Consider the following 19,392-nt stretch of genomic DNA (forward strand, 5'->3'; position numbering starts at 1 on the left):
CAACTTAAGTTCATAAACATTTGATTTGTAAAGATAGTATTTTTTTTAGTTTGCTTTTTATCATTAAAACTAAAGGGCTGTTAAAAACCAAAATGGCTTAAATATCCCCTAATCTATCATTTTTAAAACTTCTAGTGGTGAGTTTAACTAATTAAACATATGACTTTTGCAAATTATTTAGAAACAGAAAATAAAACCACACATAACAAACTCATTTCAAGCAATTTAAAAGAATAATAAATATAGTTTTTTATTTAAAAATCTTTAAAGTTGGTTTTTATCATACAAAATTTCATTAACATCTCAATTGTTTCCATATGCAAAACACTACTTATAAAAAGCTTAATTGTATCAAGCTAACACTAGTTGTTATTTTATTTTTTATGAGTTTTAAAATCACAGCTCAAAATACCATAACTACAGGTGTAAGTATATTCAAAGGTGAGAGTGGCGAATTAACTGCTACTACTTCTACATCAAATGTAACAAGCTTTACAGGTTACTGGAATGCTGCTACAGATCCTCGGGCATTTATACCTGAAAGTCTTTCTGCTGCATACTTGAAAAATTCCCCTGTTTGCAAATTCTCTACAACTGCCTCAGGAAACTATACCGCAACGACTTTTAAAGTAAATGTGTCAGGTACTTATAATTTTAAAATGACCAACTCAACGAGTATTGATGGGATGGCTTATATTTTTAAAGGAAATTTTACTCCCGGCACCTGTTCTGGCGGTGGTACTTATATAATAGGAGACGATGATTACGACGGCATGGGAGAACCTCCCAGATTGATTACCCATTTAGATGCCGGAGTTACTTATACATTGATATCAACGAAATTTACTACCGGTAATTCAGATTTTGTTGGAGATTATACCTGGACTATTAATGGCGGAACTATTTTATTAGACAATTTAAATTACTGGTATACTACAAGTACAGGGGGAAATCCAATTGGTTGGGGAAATACTTTTAACCCTGTTGGTGTACCTGGTTCTGGTTTACCAGATACAAATACTGCTGGTACAAAAACTTATTATGTCAGTGATGGAACTGGTAATTCTTTAAGAACGCCAGTAAATTTTACCATTTTAGAAGATGTTATTAGTTTAACCTGCGAGGGAGAAATGCAAACAGTCTTAAAAGATGATTTTGGTTCAGGAGTTTCTGACCGAGGATCAAAACCTTCTACAAGTGATTTTACTACTAATTATAATTTTTCACCATCTGGAGGCGTGGGACCAAATTCTTATAGTTTAATGAAAAACGCCAATCAGGCCAATAGCTCCTGGTCATCTGGAGGAGATCATACTACAGGCAAAAATGGAAATGGGTATATGTTGGTATTCGATGCTAATACTACATTGGGAAGTGTTTTTTATGAAAAGAAATATTCTGAGCTTTGTTCCGGAAGCCTGGTTACTTTTTCCATTTATGCCACAAATCTTATTTCTACGGCATATCAAGGCTACAGCATTAAACCAAAGGTTAAAATTGACCTGATAAACCCCTTAAACCAATCAGTTATAAAATCATTCACTTCTGATGAATTACAATTAAGTCAACCAACTGAACTTTTATGGAATGAATTATCATTATCATTTACAATTCCTTCAGGACTTGACACAATAACTGTTAGGGTTAGTAATGCTCAGGCAGATACTAATACCAATGGAAATGACGTTGCATTTGATGATGTTTCTTTTAGTATTTGCGTACCGTCTTTAACAATTTCGACAGATAACAATAAAGTATGCGCAAACGAAAGCGTTACCTTAACTGCACAAAACGAAAAAGCTACTGGATATACTTATCAATGGCAACAATTAAATGGAACAAACTGGATTGATATTCCAGCAGCAAATTCAATACAATATAAGACTCCTGCATTAGCACAAACAACAACATACAGAATTCGCTTTGCTCAAACTGGAGTTGATATCTCTAACAATAAAAATTTATTATGTTCAGGTAGTAAAGAAATGTTGGTAGAAATTACTCCTAAGCCCAGTCCTGTTATAACCAATGTAACAATAAATTGGGGCCAAAATTATACTTGGCCAGCAAATGGTGTCAGTTATAATTCTTCACAATCAGGACTTACTATTGAAAAAGATAATTGTACAGCTAATCAAGTATTAAATCTAACCGTAAACCCAAAAGTTGAGGGAGTTATTATTTGTAAAGGTGGTAGTGGTGAGTTAACCGTTACTAACTCCAGCCAAAGGGTTACCCAATTTTCAGGATATTGGAATGCAGCAACAGATCCTCGTGCATTTTTTCCCGTGATTCAGTCAAACCCTAAGATATGTTCTTTCATTAACTACGCTAAGGGAAACTACACTGCAACAACTTTTAGAGTAACTCAGTCGGGTATTTATAATTTAAAAATGGCCGATCAAGTTCTTGATGGTGTCGCCTACATCTACAGTGGGAATTTTACACCTGGCACATGTTCTGGTGAAGGCACTTATATAATAGGAGACCGTAATTATGATGGGCCTGGAACAAATCCCCGGTTAATTACCTATCTTGATGCAGGAGTTACTTATACCTTGGTATCGACCATGTATCCACCAAATTATGCTGGTTCAACAGATTTTTACGGAGATTATACCTGGACGGTAACTACACCGTCAGGAGGAGAATTTATTATAGATACTTTAAATTATTGGTACACCACAAGTACGGGAGGAAATCCTATTGGATGGGGAAATTCATTTAACCCTGTTGGAGTAGCAGGATCTGGTTTAGCTGATACAAATACTGCTGGAACAACAACTTATTATGTAAGCAACGGAATAGCAAATTCTACAAGAACACCAGTAGATTTTACTATCAAAGCAAAACCAACAACAATCAGCACGCCAATTTCAATATGCTCAGGAGGAAGTTATACCTGGAGCGTAAATAATGAAACTTATACAACTGCAGGAACGTATTCTAAAATCAATGACGGATGTACCGCAGATCAGGAACTGATATTGACCATTGGGGCAAAACCGACAACAATCAGCACGCCAATTTCCATATGCTCGGGAGAAAGTTATACCTGGAGTGTAAATAATGAAACTTATACAACCGCAGGAACGTATTCTAAAATAAATGACGGATGTACCGCAGATCAGGAACTGGTATTGACTATTGGAGCAAAACCAACAACAATCAGCACAACAATTTCAATATGTTCAGGAGGAAGTTATACCTGGAATGTAAATAATGAGACATACAAAACCGCAGGAACGTATTCTAAAATCAATGACGGATGTACCGCAGATCAGGAACTAGTATTGACCATTGGAGCAAAACCAACAACAATCAGCACGCCAATTTCAATATGCTCGGGACAAAGTTATACCTGGAGTGTAAATAATGAAACTTATACAACCGCAGGAACGTATTCTAAAATAAATGACGGATGTACCGCAGATCAGGAACTGGTATTGACCATTGGAGCAAAACCAGCAACAATCAGCACAACAATTTCAATATGCTCGGGAGGAAGTTATACCTGGAGCGTAAATAATGAAACTTATACAACCGCAGGAACGTATTCTAAAATAAATGACGGATGTACCGCAGATCAGGAACTGGTATTGACTATTGAAGCAAAACCAACAACAATCAGCACAACAATTTCAATATGCTCGGGAGGAAGTTATACCTGGAATGTAAATAATGAAACTTATACAACTGCAGGAACGTATTCTAAAATCAATGACGGATGTACCGCAGATCAGGAACTGGTATTGACCATTGGAGCAAAACCAGCAACAATCAGCACGCCAATTTCAATATGCTCGGGACAAAGTTATACCTGGAGTGTAAATAATGAAACTTATACAACTGCAGGAACATATTCTAAAATCAATGACGGATGTACTGCAGATCAGGAACTGGTATTGACCATTGGAGCAAAACCTGCAGATATTGTAACTACTGAAAACATTTGCTTCGGGGAAACCTATACCTGGTCTGAAAACAACACAACCTATTCAACTTCGCAAAATGGAATCAGAATAACAAATGACGGTTGTACCGCAGATCAGGTATTGAATCTGACTATTGGGGCAAAACCCGCAGATATTATAACTACAGAGTCTATCTGTGCAGGTGCAACCTATACATGGCCAGTTAACGGAACGGTGTATTCAACTTCACAAAGCGGACTGAAAATTGTAAATGACGGCTGTACCGCAGATCAGGTATTGAACCTGACTGTAGGAACCAAACCTGCCGATATTGTAACTTCTGAAAACATCTGTTTCGGGCAAACCTATACGTGGACTGAAAACAGCACAACGTATTCAACTTCTCAAAACGGAATCAGAATAACAAATAACGGGTGTACCGCAGATCAGGTATTGAATCTTACCGTTGGGGCAAAACCTGCCGATATTGTAACTTCTGAAAACATCTGTTTCGGGCAAACTTACACGTGGACTGAAAACAGCACAACGTATTCAACTTCACAAAACGGAATCAGAATAACAAATGACGGATGTACGGCAGATCAGGTATTGAACCTGACTGTTGGAGCAAAACCGGCAGATATTGTAACTAATGAAAACATCTGCTTCGGGGAAACTTACACGTGGGCCGAAAACAGCACAACATATTCAACTTCGCAAAATGGAATCAGAATAACAAATGACGGATGTACGGCGGATCAGGTATTGAATCTGACTGTAGGAACCAAACCTTCAGATATTATAACTACAGAGTCTATCTGTGCAGGTGCAACCTATACATGGCCAGTTAACGAAACTGTGTATTCAACTTCGCAAAACGGAATCAGAATAACAAATGACGGATGTACCGCAGATCAGGTATTGAACTTAACGGTATCAACCTCCTTAACTTCTTCAATTTTACCAAACAGTATATTCTCTGAATTATGTGCAGGAGATAAAAATGCATCCTTTGGAATAGAAATTAATGGCGGATTCCGACCTTATCAATTAAGTCTCGACAATGATAAAGGAGTATATCTGCAAATATCAGAAACTGAATATACATTTACAAATCTTGATGGTGGCACACATAAAGTATATATTAAAGACGCTCTAAATTGCACTTCTGATCTTGAGATAATTATTCCAAAAATGATCTCTATCGATCCAATTGTGACTGTAGATTATAGCTGTCTGAATAATAATTCACCAAACTCTGCAACTGTAAATATTAATAAAAACATTACAAATACGACAGATGTCGATTATGCTCTTGATGGCGGTACTTATCAGGCAAAAAATGTCTTTACAAATATTTCACCTGGTATACATACGATAAAGGCAAGACATTTAAACGGTTGCATTCAGTCTACAAAATCCTTTATAATCGATGATATTCAACCTCTAACTTTAAATTTAGCTAATGGCGAATTAAATGAAATTGTAGCAACCGCTATTGGCGGCAGCGGTACTTATCAATACACATTTCAAGATGAATCTAATAACCAGTTAAACAAATTAATCATATATAAATCCGGAAATTATACTGTTACTGTTACAGATTCTAATGGCTGTACAGCTTCTGCATCAAGATATTTTGAATATATAGATGTTTGTATTCCAAATCATTTTACTCCAAACGGAGATGGTATAAATGATGAATGGGGACCTGGATGCAGTGTTAACTACAAAAACCTAACGTTTTCAATTTTTGACAGATATGGCCGCATCATAGGCAATTATAAGTACGGTCAAAAATGGGATGGAAAATATAATGGTACAGAACTGTCTTCAGGTGATTACTGGTATGTATTTAAACTAAATGACAATAAGGACAACAGAGAGTTTGTTGGGCACTTCACTCTTTACAGATAACTAATAATAATATAATTATGTTATCAAAAACTTACAATACAATGAAAAAATTCATAATAACAATAGTACTTATGGCTGTAACTTCAGGTTACAGCCAAGAGTTAAATTTACCGGTTTTTACACAATACTTAGCAGATAACCCATTTGTTATATCTTCAACCTATGCCGGAATTGGTGATAATTTAAGAATAAGAACCAATGGATTAACACAATGGGTTGGCATTAAAGATGCCCCGGACAATCAGTCATTATATGCGGATTTTAGGGTTTTGGACCGTTCCGGAATAGGAATTTCACTTTACAATGACAGCAATGGTTATACAAAACAAATGGGAGGCAAAGTATCTTTTGCACATCATTTAGTTTTGGATTATTATTCAAAGCAATATTTGTCGCTGGGAATATCCTACAATTTTAATAATTTTAAAATTGACGTCAACGAATTTAAACCTACTTATGAAAATCCCACACCTGATCCCGGTATTACTAATGACCGATATACAGCCAACCACAACTTCGATATTGGGGCGTTATACAGAAATAAAGGTTATTTTTTGAGCTTAAACATAAGTAATATATTAGACAAAAAAATAGATCAATTTAGAGGAATTGAGCCCAGTTTGCTTCGCAATTATCAATTGTATACAGGATATACTTTTAAAGGCGCCACTAACAAAGTTGAGTTTGAACCCTCGGTTTATTATCAAATGTTTGCCAGTGACAAGCGATCCAGTACCGATTTTAATTTTAAGTACCGACAATATAATCGGTATGAAGATTATTTTTGGATTGGTATTTCTTATCGTTTCCTGAATGATCAGTTTTTAGAACCTCTAATGGTTGGACCAATGGCAGGATTTAAAAAAAATGATTTCTACTTTGGATATTCTTACCAAGCCTCACTGAACCAACTTGGAGCCTACAATTCAGGAACACATGTTATTACTATAGGAATTGATTTTTTAGGAGGAATTAGTAATTGTTCTTGTACACAAAGCCCTGTACATTACTAATTACCATTTAGACTTGGTGTAGAATTACACACTAAGTCTCTTTAACCGTAATAATTTTTACAGGACATACTTTTGCTGCCAGTTCACAACTTTCAAGAATAGCATGATTTTGTGATTTTAAAGTATAAAATCCTTTTGCATTCTGAGAATGAAGTAAAACCGATTTACCATCTTTTTTAGACATTTGAAAATGCACCGGATCCATCTCAACACAGTAATTGCATCCGATGCATTTATCTCTTTGTAAAGTTATTATAACCATTAAGCCTCTACAATTTTATATAATTTATCAGACATTCTGATCCTAAAAGGCAGTTTAAAAGTACAATCATCCCCTTTTTTTGCTTTTTTAGATACAAGATCATTTACAAACATTTCGTCGATTATCATTTCCTGCGCTCCCGTGCTTGGTCCGGTTATCAGAATTCTGTCTCCAATTTTTATATCGTAAGCTTCAATCTTAAACTGACCAACTTCTGCTTTCGGGAAATAATGCGTTCCCTTACCCACATACACTTTCTTTTGTGTCGCTGCAGATCCGGGAATATCACTCCATTCTCCTAATTCCTGACCCAGATAATAACCAGACCAGAAACCACGATTGTAAACGGTATTTAAAGCTTCCATCCAAACGGTGATTTTATCTTTAGAAAATGAATTTTCATAATAAGCATCTATGGCTTGTCGATAGGTTTTTATTACTGTTGCCACGTATTCAGGTGCTCGGCCTCGACCCTCAATTTTTAAAACCTGAATTCCCGAGTCTATCACCTGATCCAGAAAATCCAGAGTGCATAAGTCCTTAGGCGACATCATATATTCATTATCCAATTCGATTTCAAAACCAGTTTCCTGATCAATAACGGTATATTTTTTACGGCAATTTTGTTTACACGCTCCGCGATTTGCAGAAGAGTTATGAGAATGAAGACTCAAATAACATTTTCCTGAAACCGCCATACACAAAGCTCCGTGTCCGAAGATTTCAATTTCAACTAAATTTCCGTTTGGACCTTTAATTTGCTCTTTCGCAATTTGATCTGTGATACTTTTTACCTGGCGTAAACTTAATTCGCGACTTAAAACCATCGTATCTGCAAATAAGCTGTAGAATTTAATAGTTTCAATGTTTGTTACATTCAATTGAGTAGAAATATGAACTTCCATTGAAATACTTCTTGCCATTGCAATAACTGCCTGGTCAGATGCAATAACTGCGGTGATATTGGCTTCTTTTGCTTTGTTCAACAATATTTTTACGACAGATAAATCATGATCATAAATAATTGTGTTCAAAGTCAGGTAACTTCGAACGTTTTTGGCTTCGCAGCGATTAGCAATTTCCTGCAAATCATTCATAGTGAAATTCACCGTTGAACGCGCGCGCATGTTGAGTTGTTCTACACCAAAGTAGATAGAATCTGCGCCATTATCGAGTGCAGCCTGAAGCGACTCAAAGCTCCCGGCGGGAGCCATAAGTTCAATTTTGTGATTAAATGTCATGATAAATTATTATAAAACTTTATAGATTTTATCCGACAATCTTATTCTGAATGGTATTTGGAATGTACATGTATCGCCTGAAACTGCTTTTTCAGATTCGATATCATTTACAAACATCTTTTCGATTATCAGTTTTTGTTCTCCGGTTGTTGAACCTTTGATTAAAACGGTGTCTCCAACTTTGATTTCGTTTTCTTCAATTAAAAACTGACCAATAGATGGTTTTGGAAAAAAGTGGGTTCCTTTCCCGATATATTGTTTTTTGATTTTTGGTTCTTTCTTAACCGAAGTTTTAGATTTCACTAAATCAGTAAGATTTGGAACCGCTGCCAATGGATCCAAATTATTCTTGAACGTTAAAACATCTGATTTTCCTTTTTTGAAAATCATATTTCCGTTTTTAATGCCGCGTCGAATAGCTTTTTGTTCTTCTTCCGGTAAATGAATTACCGAAACACATTCTGCAGAACAACAGCCTTCCATTGCCTGAGCACATTCTTCACATTGAATAAAAAGCAAATGACAACCTTCGTTCGCGCAATTTGTATGTACGTCGCAAGGTTTTCCGCATTGATGACATTGCGAAACGATATCGTCTGTGATTCTTTCGCCCAGTCGATGATCAAACACGAAGTTTTTTCCAATAAATTTACTTTCTAAACCTTCTGCTTTTACCTGACGCGTATATTCAATAATTCCTCCTTCAAGCTGATATACATTTTCGAAACCTTTATGTTTGAAGTAAGCACTTGCTTTTTCGCAACGAATTCCCCCTGTACAATACATCAACAATTTCTTGTCTTGTTTATGCTCTGCTAACTGCTCTTCAATAATTGGTAAGCTTTCGCGGAAAGTATCAACGTCTGGTCGAATTGCTTGTGTAAAATGACCAATTTCGCTTTCATAATGATTACGCATATCCACCACAATTACATTTGGATCTTCTAATAAATCATTGAATTCTTTGGCTTTCAAATGTATTCCGATGTTTGTAGCATCAAAAGTTTCATCATCTAAACCATCTGCTACAATTTTATCCCGAACTTTTACAGTCAATTTCAAAAAGGAATGATCATCATGCTCAACCGCAATATTCAAACGAATCCCTTTCATAAAATCATATTTTTCTATGGTATCTTTAAATTCATAGAAATGATCTGCCGGAAGTGACAATTGAGCATTGATTCCTTCATGGGCCACATAAATTCGGCCTAAAACCCCAAGCGGATTCCAAGCTAAAAATAAGTCATTACGAAATTGGGTTGGATTTGAAATTTGCGCATAAGCATAGAAAGACAACGTTAATCGTTGTTTCCCGGCATCATCAATCATGATGGCTCTTTCTTCTGCGCTTAAAGTGTTGTACAGTTGCATGCTATAAACTAATTTAAGTTGAGAAATTATTTGAGGTGCAAAGGTATGAAAAAGGTTCAAAGTTACAAAGGCTTTAATAGTTGCAAAGGTTCAGAGTAGGATGGCTCGAAGGCTTTATGACAATAAAAAAGAAAAGCACTATATTTCTATAGTGCTTTTTAAAATCTTTGTACCTCTGGACCTTTGATTCTTTGAACCTAATTAACAGAATTCGTTAAAAGCATCTTGCAGGTTCTCAGCGATTAATTCAGCAGGACGACCTTCAATGTGGTGACGCTCTAACATGTGAACCAATTCTCCGTTTTTAAACAATGCCATAGATGGCGATGATGGAGGAAAAGGAAACATATGTTGTCTTGCAGCATCAACAGCTTCTTTGTCAACACCTGCAAAAACTGTAATTAAATGATCTGGTTTTTTAGCACCTTCTAAACTCATTTTTGCTCCCGGACGTGCATTTCTAGCAGCACAACCACAAACAGAGTTTACAACAACTAAAGTGGTACCTTCAGCTTTGATAGCATTATCTACAGCGTCAGCACTATGTAAATCTTGAAAACCTGCAACCGTTAATTCAGCTTGCATTGGTTTTACCATTTCTTCTGGATACATATTTCTTTATTTTAAATTTTACTTTTGAATTGCAAAGTTACAAAGTTTACTCGCAACTACTTAATTTCAAGTATAAAGTTTTGTTATAGTTCGATTGTAAATCTTCGAATGAACAAAATTGGCGTAGATAACTCCGAAATATCTAAATTGCCTCCTGTATTTTTTTATGAGAAAATTGATAATTGTGTTCCTTTAAATGATGGTTTCGGCTTATTTTATGTCTGGTAGTCAAAACAGTTGTTTTACTTTTTTCGTCAATTTCTATAGTCGAAAGATAACTCGTCAAATATTTTTTAAGTATTTCTATATTATGAACGTCGATAGAATAGATTATTTTCTTTCCGTCGTTTTTTATATTGACCAGATTTGCCTTTTTTAATTCTAATAAATGTTTTGATATTGTCGATTGTGCCAACGGAATTAATTCAACAATATCACCACAAGTTCTATTATTTCTTCTCCATAAAAGGGTCATAATCTGAATTCGGGTTGGATGCCCAAGTGCTTTACAAATTTTTCCTATCGCCTTTGTTTCTATATCAAAATTTAAGTGTTTAGTAACTCCCATATTGGTCAATTTAATCATTATCGTTAATGAACGATTACATCAGATCTACTTTGTTTTCAATAAACAAAATTAGATGTTGAATGACTTTAAAATGACCTCTAGAAGTTCTTAAAATAAAAGAATAAGACATTTTTTACTTAATAATATTGCTTTCGTGTTTTTCACATAAAATACTATTCTAAAGGTATCCACTATTTTTTACGATAATAGTTAATGAAGAAATTGCAAGCAAATTTGGCGGGTTGAGCAGATTATTTATTTGAAACCTCTATTAAAAAAATCCAAAATAAATCTGCGTGAAAAAAATCACTTAAACATTACCCGAAACAAAGCCTTAATAAACGGCATTTTTGGACATTTTAAAATTACTTTCAAATCTTCTGTAAATGTAGTCTCTTCATCTAAAAACTTGAAAATCAAAGCCGGATTTCCCTTTTTAAATAAAGAAGAAAAAATGCTGCTTCCCAATTCATTATGCTGATGCAGAATATCCAAAAGCAATAAATCATAGAACCAGAATTTATTTCTTTTATGAAAGGAGGACATTTTAGTTGAAGAATTTTTCTGAAGAAACTTTATTAATTGGGAAGATTTTTTATCTGAATTTCTAAATGTATAACCTGTACTTGCTTTTGTCCAGCCGCCGGCAGTTCCTATATTCAGAACTCTTTTAGTGTTTTTTTTCCAAAAAGGATAACAAGTCATTGGAATACTGCCTTGCTCCTTCTCCATAATTTGATATTGATCGGCTCCGAGATTTCTTAAGTAAATTTGAATCTCATTTTCATACTCTTCTTTTGGAAGAAGATCTTCTGAAAATAACGTATATTCAACTAAAGCTTCGGTTTTGGAAGTTGGCAAAACATACATAAAACGGGTGTTTCCTCGCTGTTCCACCGAAAAATCCATAAAAGTGGCTTGTTCAGGATTGAAGATTTCAGTTTCGCTTTTTATAAACCAGCCCACAAAATGTTGTTGTAAAACCGGGTATTTCGTTTGATTTAAAGCTAGAGCTTTCGTATAAATGCTATTGAATAAATAATTACATGTATATCGATTGGCTTCTGTTCCAACAAAAACATGAGTTTCTAATTCGTTAATATCGGTCACTTTTTCATTAAGAAAAGTAATATTAGAATATCTTGAAATGGATTTAAAAATAAAACTGTAAAAGTCTAATCCCCGAATTTGATTGTATTGATAAGGCTTTAACTCTAAATCACGATTAAAATTTTCATTGGCAAATAAAGCCGAATTCCATTTTTTAAAGATTATAGAATTCCAAAGTGTTTCTTCTTTTGCCCAAAAACACCACGTTCTGTCGTTGGTCTTTTTTACCTCTTCATCTAATAATAAAATTGTTTTGTCAGTAAACTTGCCTGACAATATTATTTTATAAACGGCCATTAAAGCAGCTAAACCTGTTCCGGTAAAAATGTAATCGAAGTGTTTGATTTGTGAAGATTGCATCCTCAAAAATAGGAAATTTTATTGTTCCAGTTTTTCTAAAAGCAATTTAAAATCCTTTGGACTTAGATAATTATTGTACTGCAATATGATTTCGTTTTTCTCATTCAAAACACACAAAACAGGATAAACAATTTGATTATTGATTGTGCCTAATTCTAAAGCTAGTTCATGAACGCCAACATTATTTCCTGATGGTTTATAGTTAAAAGTCTGATTATTAAATGTGATATCTCGTTTTAACTCGGCGTTAAAATCAATAAAATAAAAATGGGAATTCAGTTTCTCCATTATTTCCTCATTCTTGAAAGTCGTATTTTTCATTCTTTGGCAAAACTGACACCAATCGGTATGAATGAAAACAATTATTTTCTTCTTCTGAAAGTATTGCAAACTATCTACTTCCTCAAAAGATTTGCTTTTAAGCTGGCAGAATCCTGTTGAAGTTACTCCGAAGAAGATTATAAGTAAGATTAGCTTTTTCATTTTGTGTTGGTTTTTGTCACAGATTAAAAGGATAAAAATGATTATTATAAAAAAGTTTGCCACGAATTCCACAAATTATCACGAATTAAATTAGTGTAAATTCGGACAATTCGTGGCAAAAAAAACTGTTTCATCAATATAATATTGCGTAAATTTTAAACACATAGCAAAATAGACTTCTTTTGCTTGTTAAGAATGTCAAAGAAAGCCTGCTTATTCACATAGCTATGTGCATTGATGTCAAGTGAAACGTCTTTTCAGCAGTTTCAAAAACTATGTTTCTATGTGTTTAAAAATCAACATAAACTCACCTCAAAGTATATCTCAACCCAAAAAAACCACGAATTGTCTGGTTTTGTCCGTAGACATAAGTCGTATCAAATGTCAAACCATATGGATTATCCGGAGTAACCAAAACTTTTCCAGCCGCATCATATTGCACATTTTTATCAAAAGGATCATTTGTTCTCGAAATCAAAAACGGATTATGCTGCTTTGGCGTAAAGTTCAATAAATTCTTTATTCCTCCATAAAGTTCAAAATTCTTCCATCCAAAGTAAGTAAACTGAATATTCTGAATACTGTACCAAGGTGATTTCGGGCTTCTGGGATCTAAATCACTCAGCAAAGGCAATTTCATCGAACTGTAAAGATTACCTGTATAGTCCAGTAATAAATTTAAAGATTCTAGTTTATACGAAATACTCCAGGTTCCTGTGAAATTCTCCGTCAAAAAAGGTGTTTCAGAAACTCCGTTTTCCACATTTTTATTATCCAAAAAAGTCGCACCCACAATCATTTTTAATCCTGTTGGAAAATTGACATCAATATTTGTGCTGATTCCCTGGCTGATTGCATGACCATTTATGTTATCATAAATAATTTTGTTTGGATCAGTTTCATAATCAGATATAATTTTATTACTGAATCTGGTATAAAAAGCCGTGGTTTCGATCCCAATAAAAGTGCCGTTTGTAAAGTTGATTTTCTGAATATAATTCAAATTTGCATTTACAGATTGTTCCGGTTTTAAATCACTTTTTATGACAACATCTCTGGAACCTGTGAGCGCTGCGTGATCTTCGGTAAATAAATTCACGACACGAAATCCGGTTCCTGCATTCAATCTGAAAATGGTATTTTCATTTTTCTTCCATCTGTAAGCCACTCTCGGCGTAAAAATAGAACCATGAATAGAATTATAATCGTAACGCATTCCTAATAAAACCTGGCTTTTGGGAGAAAGTGTAATTTCATCCTGAACAAAAATTCCCGGCAGCCAGGTACTTTCTGCTTCTTTTGTTGCGGTTGTATTGTCATCGTAATACGAATATCGGGTAGCAATTCCGGCAAGCAAATCATTCCGACCCAATTTTTTATCCCAGGTCAATTGCAAAAAACCAATTTTCTGATTCGCGATATATGATGTAGTTCCGTACCGACTATCCTGATAATGGACATTTCCGGAGAACGAAAGCATTAATTTTTCCTCAAAAGGCAATTGGTAACTTCCAATCAGTTCCCCTCTTTTCGTATAAATACTTTCGCCGTAAATTTCATCTCCACCTCGGTATTTTTTATCCCATCGAACATCTCCGCCCCAGCGATCTTCATACATTCCACGTGCTGCAATTGTAAACAAGCGATTATTATCCCTTTGAAAACTCCATTTATTAAATACCGAAATCCTTTCAGAAAGCGTTACATCTGTAAAACCATCTTTGTCTTTATCCACCACCTGATTGTAATCGAAATAATTGATTCCCAAAAGTGTCGTTGATTTTTTAGTCGGACTAAATTTCATTCCTAAGTCGACATTCGTTTCTAAATAAGTTGTCGAAAATACATCAACAGAAAATAGCGGTGCATTCGTTGGGTTCTTGGTAATTATATTGATTAAACCACCAACTGCTTCACTTCCGTACAAAGAAGACGCCGGACCTTTTACGATTTCGATCCGTTCCACTAAAGAATTCGGAATCCCTGATAATCCATAAACTGTTGAAAGACTGCTCACAATTGGCATTCCGTCAATTAAAACCAAAGTATAAGGCCCTTCCAATCCGTTTATGTGAATATCGCCAGTATTACAAACACCGCAATTAAGTTGTGGCCGAACGCCGTTGATATTTTGAAGTGCTTCATAAATGCTTGGAGTTGGATTACGCTTAAAGAAAACCGGTGAATAAACCTCAACCGGAACAGCACTTTCTAATCGTTTTACCGCTTTTAGAGTTCCGGAAACTACAACTTCATTAAGTTGATTTTCATTATCAGTCAATTCAAAATCATAAGATTGAATGGAGTCTTTAATAACTTCTATTTTTTTTTTAGAGTCTGAAAACCCATTTGAGAAACCTGAATAGTATAATTTCCAACGGCAACATTTTCTAACTTGAAATATCCCAAACTATCCGTTACCGCTTTATGTCTTGTTCCTAACAAATGAACGCTTACTAATTGTAATTTATGACCTTCACCTGATATAAATCCAGAAATATTTGATGTTTCCTGAGCAAACAAAAACTGCAAACTAAACAAAAGCAATATCAAAAATACTTTTTTCATTATTATAAAATTAAATTTAGACAAAACTAAAAATTAAATTTGATAAATAATGTTTCTAAAGCTAAAAACTTTTATAAATGCTTTAATTCAATACTTTGGAGTTGTTTTAACACATAGAAATATAGGTTAGTATCTTATTTTAGTAATTAAAAAGAAAGCTCGATCTCTAAAACATATCAAAACATGTGAATTGATGCAAAAGTCAAACGCCTCTTTTAAGCGGTTGCAATAACTATGTTTCTATGTGTTTAAAAAAAGTCTAGACAAAGTCCTCGTCGATAATTTCCTTATTAATCATGGCTCCCGCAAAAGAACCTGAAGAAACCGCCATCGCAACAGATCTCGCCTGAATATGACAATCACCGCTAGCAAAAATACCGGGAACCGTAGTTTTTTGAAATCCATCTACTTTCAACAACCCCTGCTCTGTCAATTCACAGCCTAAGGTTTCAGGTAAAGTACAATGTTGTTTAAAGGGAGCTTTGAAATAAATAGCCTTTACACTTATTTTTGATTCATTTCTGAAGATAATATTCTGAACATTTCCGTTTTGATGTTCTATCGCGTCAATTTCATCTTCGATAATTTCAACATTATGCTTCTTCAGAATCTGTGTTTGTTCCCATGTCAAAGTTGATTTTCCGTTTGTAATTAATCTTAAATCTTTTGTCCAATTCGAGATCATTTTCGCATATTCAAAACCCATATCCCCATTTGCAACAACAGCCGTTTTCTCTTTTTTCACTTCATAACCATGACAATATGGACAATGGATAACCGAAATTCCCCAACATTCAGCAAAGCCAGGGATTTCAGGAAGTAAATCTTTTACACCAGTTGCGAACAATACTTTTTTAGCACTGAATACTTTTCCTGATTCGGTTTTGATTTCAAAACCAATATCTGTTTTATCGGCACTTACTGCGAGACTCTGATAAAACTCAACTGTATCATAAAACTCTACCTGAAGTTTAGCTTTAGCCGAAATAATAGCTAGTTTTTCACCATCGTGTGTAATAAAATTATGCGAATGCGGTGTTTGTCTGTTACAAGGCAACCCACTATCAATAACCAATACGTGTCGCAACGAACGCCCCAAACTCATTGCTGCCGAAAGTCCGCTATAACTACCGCCGATAATGATAACGTCATATTTATTTTTATTTATCATAATTTAAATGTTTAATGATTTTTATTTTTGTGAAATTTATAGTTTAGAAGATGTCCGATGATCATTCCAACTCCTCCAATAAAAATAAGATCAAGATGAATATCCAGAAAAAGTTCCGTTAAAACACTCATCCAGATTAAAGCCATTGAAATAATTAAGATTGATGATACTAAAAGACTGGTTTTCTTTATAATTTTGAAAATGGCAAAAAGTCCCAGTGTAGCAAAAAACAAATCAATAAAAGAATTGTGACTTAAGCCCAATGGCAAAACTGTTAAAAGCGGAAAAATTAAACAATGAACCAAACAAACTGTGGCACTCGAAATTCCTAAAATATCGTAAAAGGGTGTGTTTGTTTTCTTCATTTTTGAGTATATTTGCTTAATGCAATTTTGTTGCAAATATAGAGTTTTATTTTAATTGCAACAAAGTTGCGATAATATTTTAATTTAGGAAAATGAAAACAACACGCAATACAGCAGCAAAGACGGCCGTTTTAGAGATATTTGGTAAATCTAAAACAGCTCTGTCGCATACAGAAATTCAAAAACAAATAGGAGATTTATGTGATCGCGTAACAATTTACAGGATATTAGACCGCCTCGTCAATGATGATATTGTACATAAAATCGTAAATCTTGACGGTACCGTAAAATATGCAAAATGCCATCATCATGCCCAACGTGTACACATTCATAATCACGCCCATTTTAGCTGTGAAAAATGTCTGGAAATAACTTGTCTTGAAAATGTGAAGCCGAGTTATATCCTTCCGCACAATTATAAAGTCAACGATATAAACTTTACGTTATCAGGATTGTGTCCAAATTGTTTAAATTCTAACAATTAGGATTTAGACTTGTCTAAAAATATTGTTGAGCGAATGTAATTTTTCTATATATTTGTTAAAACAACATTTTTACAATGGGTAAATCTTTAGAAGAAGTTCACCAATCGGTTGCAACAGAACATAAAAAAACGGGTTTCAGAAAAATATTAGCCTTTTTAGGTCCTGCATATCTAGTAAGCGTAGGATATATGGATCCGGGAAACTGGGCCACAGATATTGCGGGAGGCAGTCAATTTGGATATTCCTTACTTTGGGTTTTGTTAATGAGTAACTTAATGGCTTTGTTACTGCAAAGTTTAAGTGCCCGACTTGGAATCGTTACACAACGCGATTTAGCACAGGCTTCGAGAGAAACATATTCGAAGTTCATTAATTATATTTTATACTTTTTGGCAGAAATTGCAATTGCAGCCTGTGATCTTGCCGAAGTTTTAGGAATGGCAATCGGAATCAATCTTCTTTTTGATATTCCGTTAATCGAAGGTGTTTTAATTACCGTTTTAGATACATTCTTATTACTATTCTTAATCAATAAAGGCATTCGTAAAATGGAAGCTTTTATTATTGTTTTGGTTGCGATTATAGGTTTCTCCTTCATATTTGAAATGATTTTTGCAGAACCGGAACTGGATAAAGTAATTTATGGACTTATTCCTTCGATACCCAATTCTGCTGCTTTGTATATCGCCATAGGGATTATTGGAGCAACGGTAATGCCGCACAACTTATATTTACATTCATCATTAGTACAAACCCGTAAATTCGACAGAACTCCGGCAGGAATCAAACAAGCGTTGAAATACAATTTCATAGATTCGACTATTGCTTTAAACCTCGCCTTTTTTGTCAATGCTGCCATTTTAATTTTGGCAGCGGCCACATTTTACAGAAACGGAATGTTTGAAGTTGCCGAAATTCAGGATGCGCATAAATTTCTGGAACCGTTATTGGGTACCAAATGGGCGCCTGTTTTATTTGCAGTTGCCTTGATTGCGGCAGGACAAAGTTCGACTGTAACGGGAACTTTAGCAGGGCAAATTGTAATGGAAGGTTATTTGAATTTACGCATCCAGCCTTGGGTTCGCCGAATCATAACACGCTTAATCGCCATTGTTCCGGCGGTTGTCGTGATTTTGATTTATGGAGACGGTATAACAGGAAAATTATTGATATTAAGTCAGGTGATTTTGAGTTTACAATTAGGTTTTGCTATTATTCCGTTGATTCACTTTGTGAGCGATAAATCAAAAATGAAAGGATTTCATATTTCCAGAACTACTCAAATTGTTGCCTGGATTATCGCTTTGATCATTGTTTCACTAAATGCAAAATTGGTTTACGACGAAATTAGCTCGTGGCTTGAAGCTGCAAGTCATCCCATCATTCTATGGCTTACTGTTGTTCCGCTTGCTTTTGGCTTTTTGGGTTTACTCCTTTACATTGTTTTTAAGCCTTTTATCGCGCGAGCCAAATCAAATATTGACAATCATTCCCCTCATAATTTAAAACTAAAATACGAGCCGAAAGAAGCCTACAACAAGAAAAACATCGCCATTTTAGTCGATTTTTCCAAAGCCGATGAAGCTGCACTTAACAACGCCTTTGAATTAGGCGGAATCGATGCGCAGTACACCTTAATTCATATTGTAGAAACTGTTGGCGCATTAATGTACGGAGGTCACGTTGACGATCACGAAACCACTATTGACGAAAAATTATTAATGGAATATAAAGAGATGCTTTCGCAGAAAGGCTTCAGAATTGAAACAGAACTTGGTTTCGGAAAACCTAACACTGTGATTCCGAAGATTATCAATGAGGGAAATTTTGATATTTTAGTTATGGGAACCCACGGCCACACTGGATTAAAAGATATTTTATTTGGAACAACCGTAGACAAATTGAGACATAAAATTTCAATACCTTTGTTGATTGTTAAATAAATTAGG

General features: G+C 34.7%; 13 protein-coding genes and 1 pseudogene. 4 read left to right on the forward strand and 10 right to left on the reverse strand.

Annotated elements, in window-relative coordinates; all coding sequences use genetic code 11:
• Window positions 1–383: 383 nt before the first annotated feature.
• Window positions 384–5,831, forward strand: a complete 5,448-nt coding sequence (locus tag ACHRVX_RS07370) for a T9SS type B sorting domain-containing protein (protein ID WP_395330783.1) — start codon at window positions 384–386, stop codon at window positions 5,829–5,831.
• Between the two features lie 41 nt (window positions 5,832–5,872).
• Window positions 5,873–6,844 carry a type IX secretion system membrane protein PorP/SprF gene (locus ACHRVX_RS07375; RefSeq protein ID WP_395330785.1) on the forward strand — a complete coding sequence of 324 codons (972 nt, stop codon included), beginning with the start codon at window positions 5,873–5,875 and terminating at the stop codon, window positions 6,842–6,844.
• A 31-nt stretch (window positions 6,845–6,875) separates the two neighbouring features.
• On the opposite strand, the gene ACHRVX_RS07380 is transcribed toward ACHRVX_RS07375, so the two are convergent.
• The 10 genes and pseudogenes from ACHRVX_RS07380 to ACHRVX_RS07425 all read right to left on the reverse strand — a co-directional run bounded on the left by ACHRVX_RS07380 (window position 6,876) and on the right by ACHRVX_RS07425 (window position 16,958).
• Window positions 6,876–7,106: a ferredoxin gene (locus ACHRVX_RS07380; RefSeq protein WP_395330787.1), complete on the reverse strand. Its 231-nt coding sequence runs from the start codon at window positions 7,104–7,106 to the stop codon at window positions 6,876–6,878.
• Entirely contained in the window at window positions 7,106–8,347 is a 1,242-nt protein-coding gene (locus ACHRVX_RS07385; RefSeq protein ID WP_395330789.1) for a peptidase U32 family protein, read from the reverse strand. The genes ACHRVX_RS07380 and ACHRVX_RS07385 overlap by 1 nt, the downstream gene beginning before the upstream one ends.
• 9 nt (window positions 8,348–8,356) lie before the next feature.
• Entirely contained in the window at window positions 8,357–9,721 is a 1,365-nt protein-coding gene (locus ACHRVX_RS07390) for a rhodanese-related sulfurtransferase (RefSeq protein ID WP_395330791.1), read from the reverse strand.
• 201 nt (window positions 9,722–9,922) lie between these two features.
• Window positions 9,923–10,333: a BrxA/BrxB family bacilliredoxin gene (locus ACHRVX_RS07395; RefSeq protein ID WP_056247939.1), complete on the reverse strand. Its 411-nt coding sequence runs from the start codon at window positions 10,331–10,333 to the stop codon at window positions 9,923–9,925.
• A gap of 142 nt (window positions 10,334–10,475) precedes the next feature.
• Window positions 10,476–10,901 (reverse strand): metalloregulator ArsR/SmtB family transcription factor, encoded by a 426-nt coding sequence (locus tag ACHRVX_RS07400; RefSeq protein ID WP_348079925.1) that lies wholly within the window; start codon window positions 10,899–10,901, stop codon window positions 10,476–10,478.
• A 306-nt stretch (window positions 10,902–11,207) separates the two neighbouring features.
• Window positions 11,208–12,371, reverse strand: coding sequence for a lycopene cyclase family protein (locus tag ACHRVX_RS07405; RefSeq protein WP_395330794.1), 1,164 nt, complete (start codon window positions 12,369–12,371; stop codon window positions 11,208–11,210).
• Between the two features lie 18 nt (window positions 12,372–12,389).
• Complete coding sequence (locus ACHRVX_RS07410; RefSeq protein WP_395330796.1) at window positions 12,390–12,854, reverse strand: thioredoxin family protein; 465 nt, start codon at window positions 12,852–12,854, stop codon at window positions 12,390–12,392.
• Between the two features lie 307 nt (window positions 12,855–13,161).
• Window positions 13,162–15,422: pseudogene (locus ACHRVX_RS07415) on the reverse strand (TonB-dependent receptor domain-containing protein).
• A gap of 259 nt (window positions 15,423–15,681) precedes the next feature.
• On the reverse strand, window positions 15,682–16,593 hold the full coding sequence (locus ACHRVX_RS07420) for an NAD(P)/FAD-dependent oxidoreductase (protein WP_395330798.1): 912 nt from the start codon (window positions 16,591–16,593) through the stop codon (window positions 15,682–15,684).
• Between the two features lie 11 nt (window positions 16,594–16,604).
• Window positions 16,605–16,958, reverse strand: coding sequence for a MerC domain-containing protein (locus ACHRVX_RS07425; RefSeq protein ID WP_395330800.1), 354 nt, complete (start codon window positions 16,956–16,958; stop codon window positions 16,605–16,607).
• Window positions 16,959–17,050: 92 nt separating this feature from the next.
• Here ACHRVX_RS07425 and ACHRVX_RS07430 point away from each other — a divergent pair, with 92 nt between their 5' ends.
• Window positions 17,051–17,443 carry a Fur family transcriptional regulator gene (locus tag ACHRVX_RS07430; protein WP_394775009.1) on the forward strand — a complete coding sequence of 131 codons (393 nt, stop codon included), beginning with the start codon at window positions 17,051–17,053 and terminating at the stop codon, window positions 17,441–17,443.
• 74 nt (window positions 17,444–17,517) lie between these two features.
• Entirely contained in the window at window positions 17,518–19,386 is a 1,869-nt protein-coding gene (locus ACHRVX_RS07435) for an Nramp family divalent metal transporter (RefSeq protein WP_395330802.1), read from the forward strand.
• Window positions 19,387–19,392: the final 6 nt, after the last annotated feature.

The organism is Flavobacterium sp. FlaQc-47, assembly GCF_044006475.1.
In the GTDB taxonomy this organism is placed as follows: Bacteria; Bacteroidota; Bacteroidia; order Flavobacteriales; family Flavobacteriaceae; genus Flavobacterium.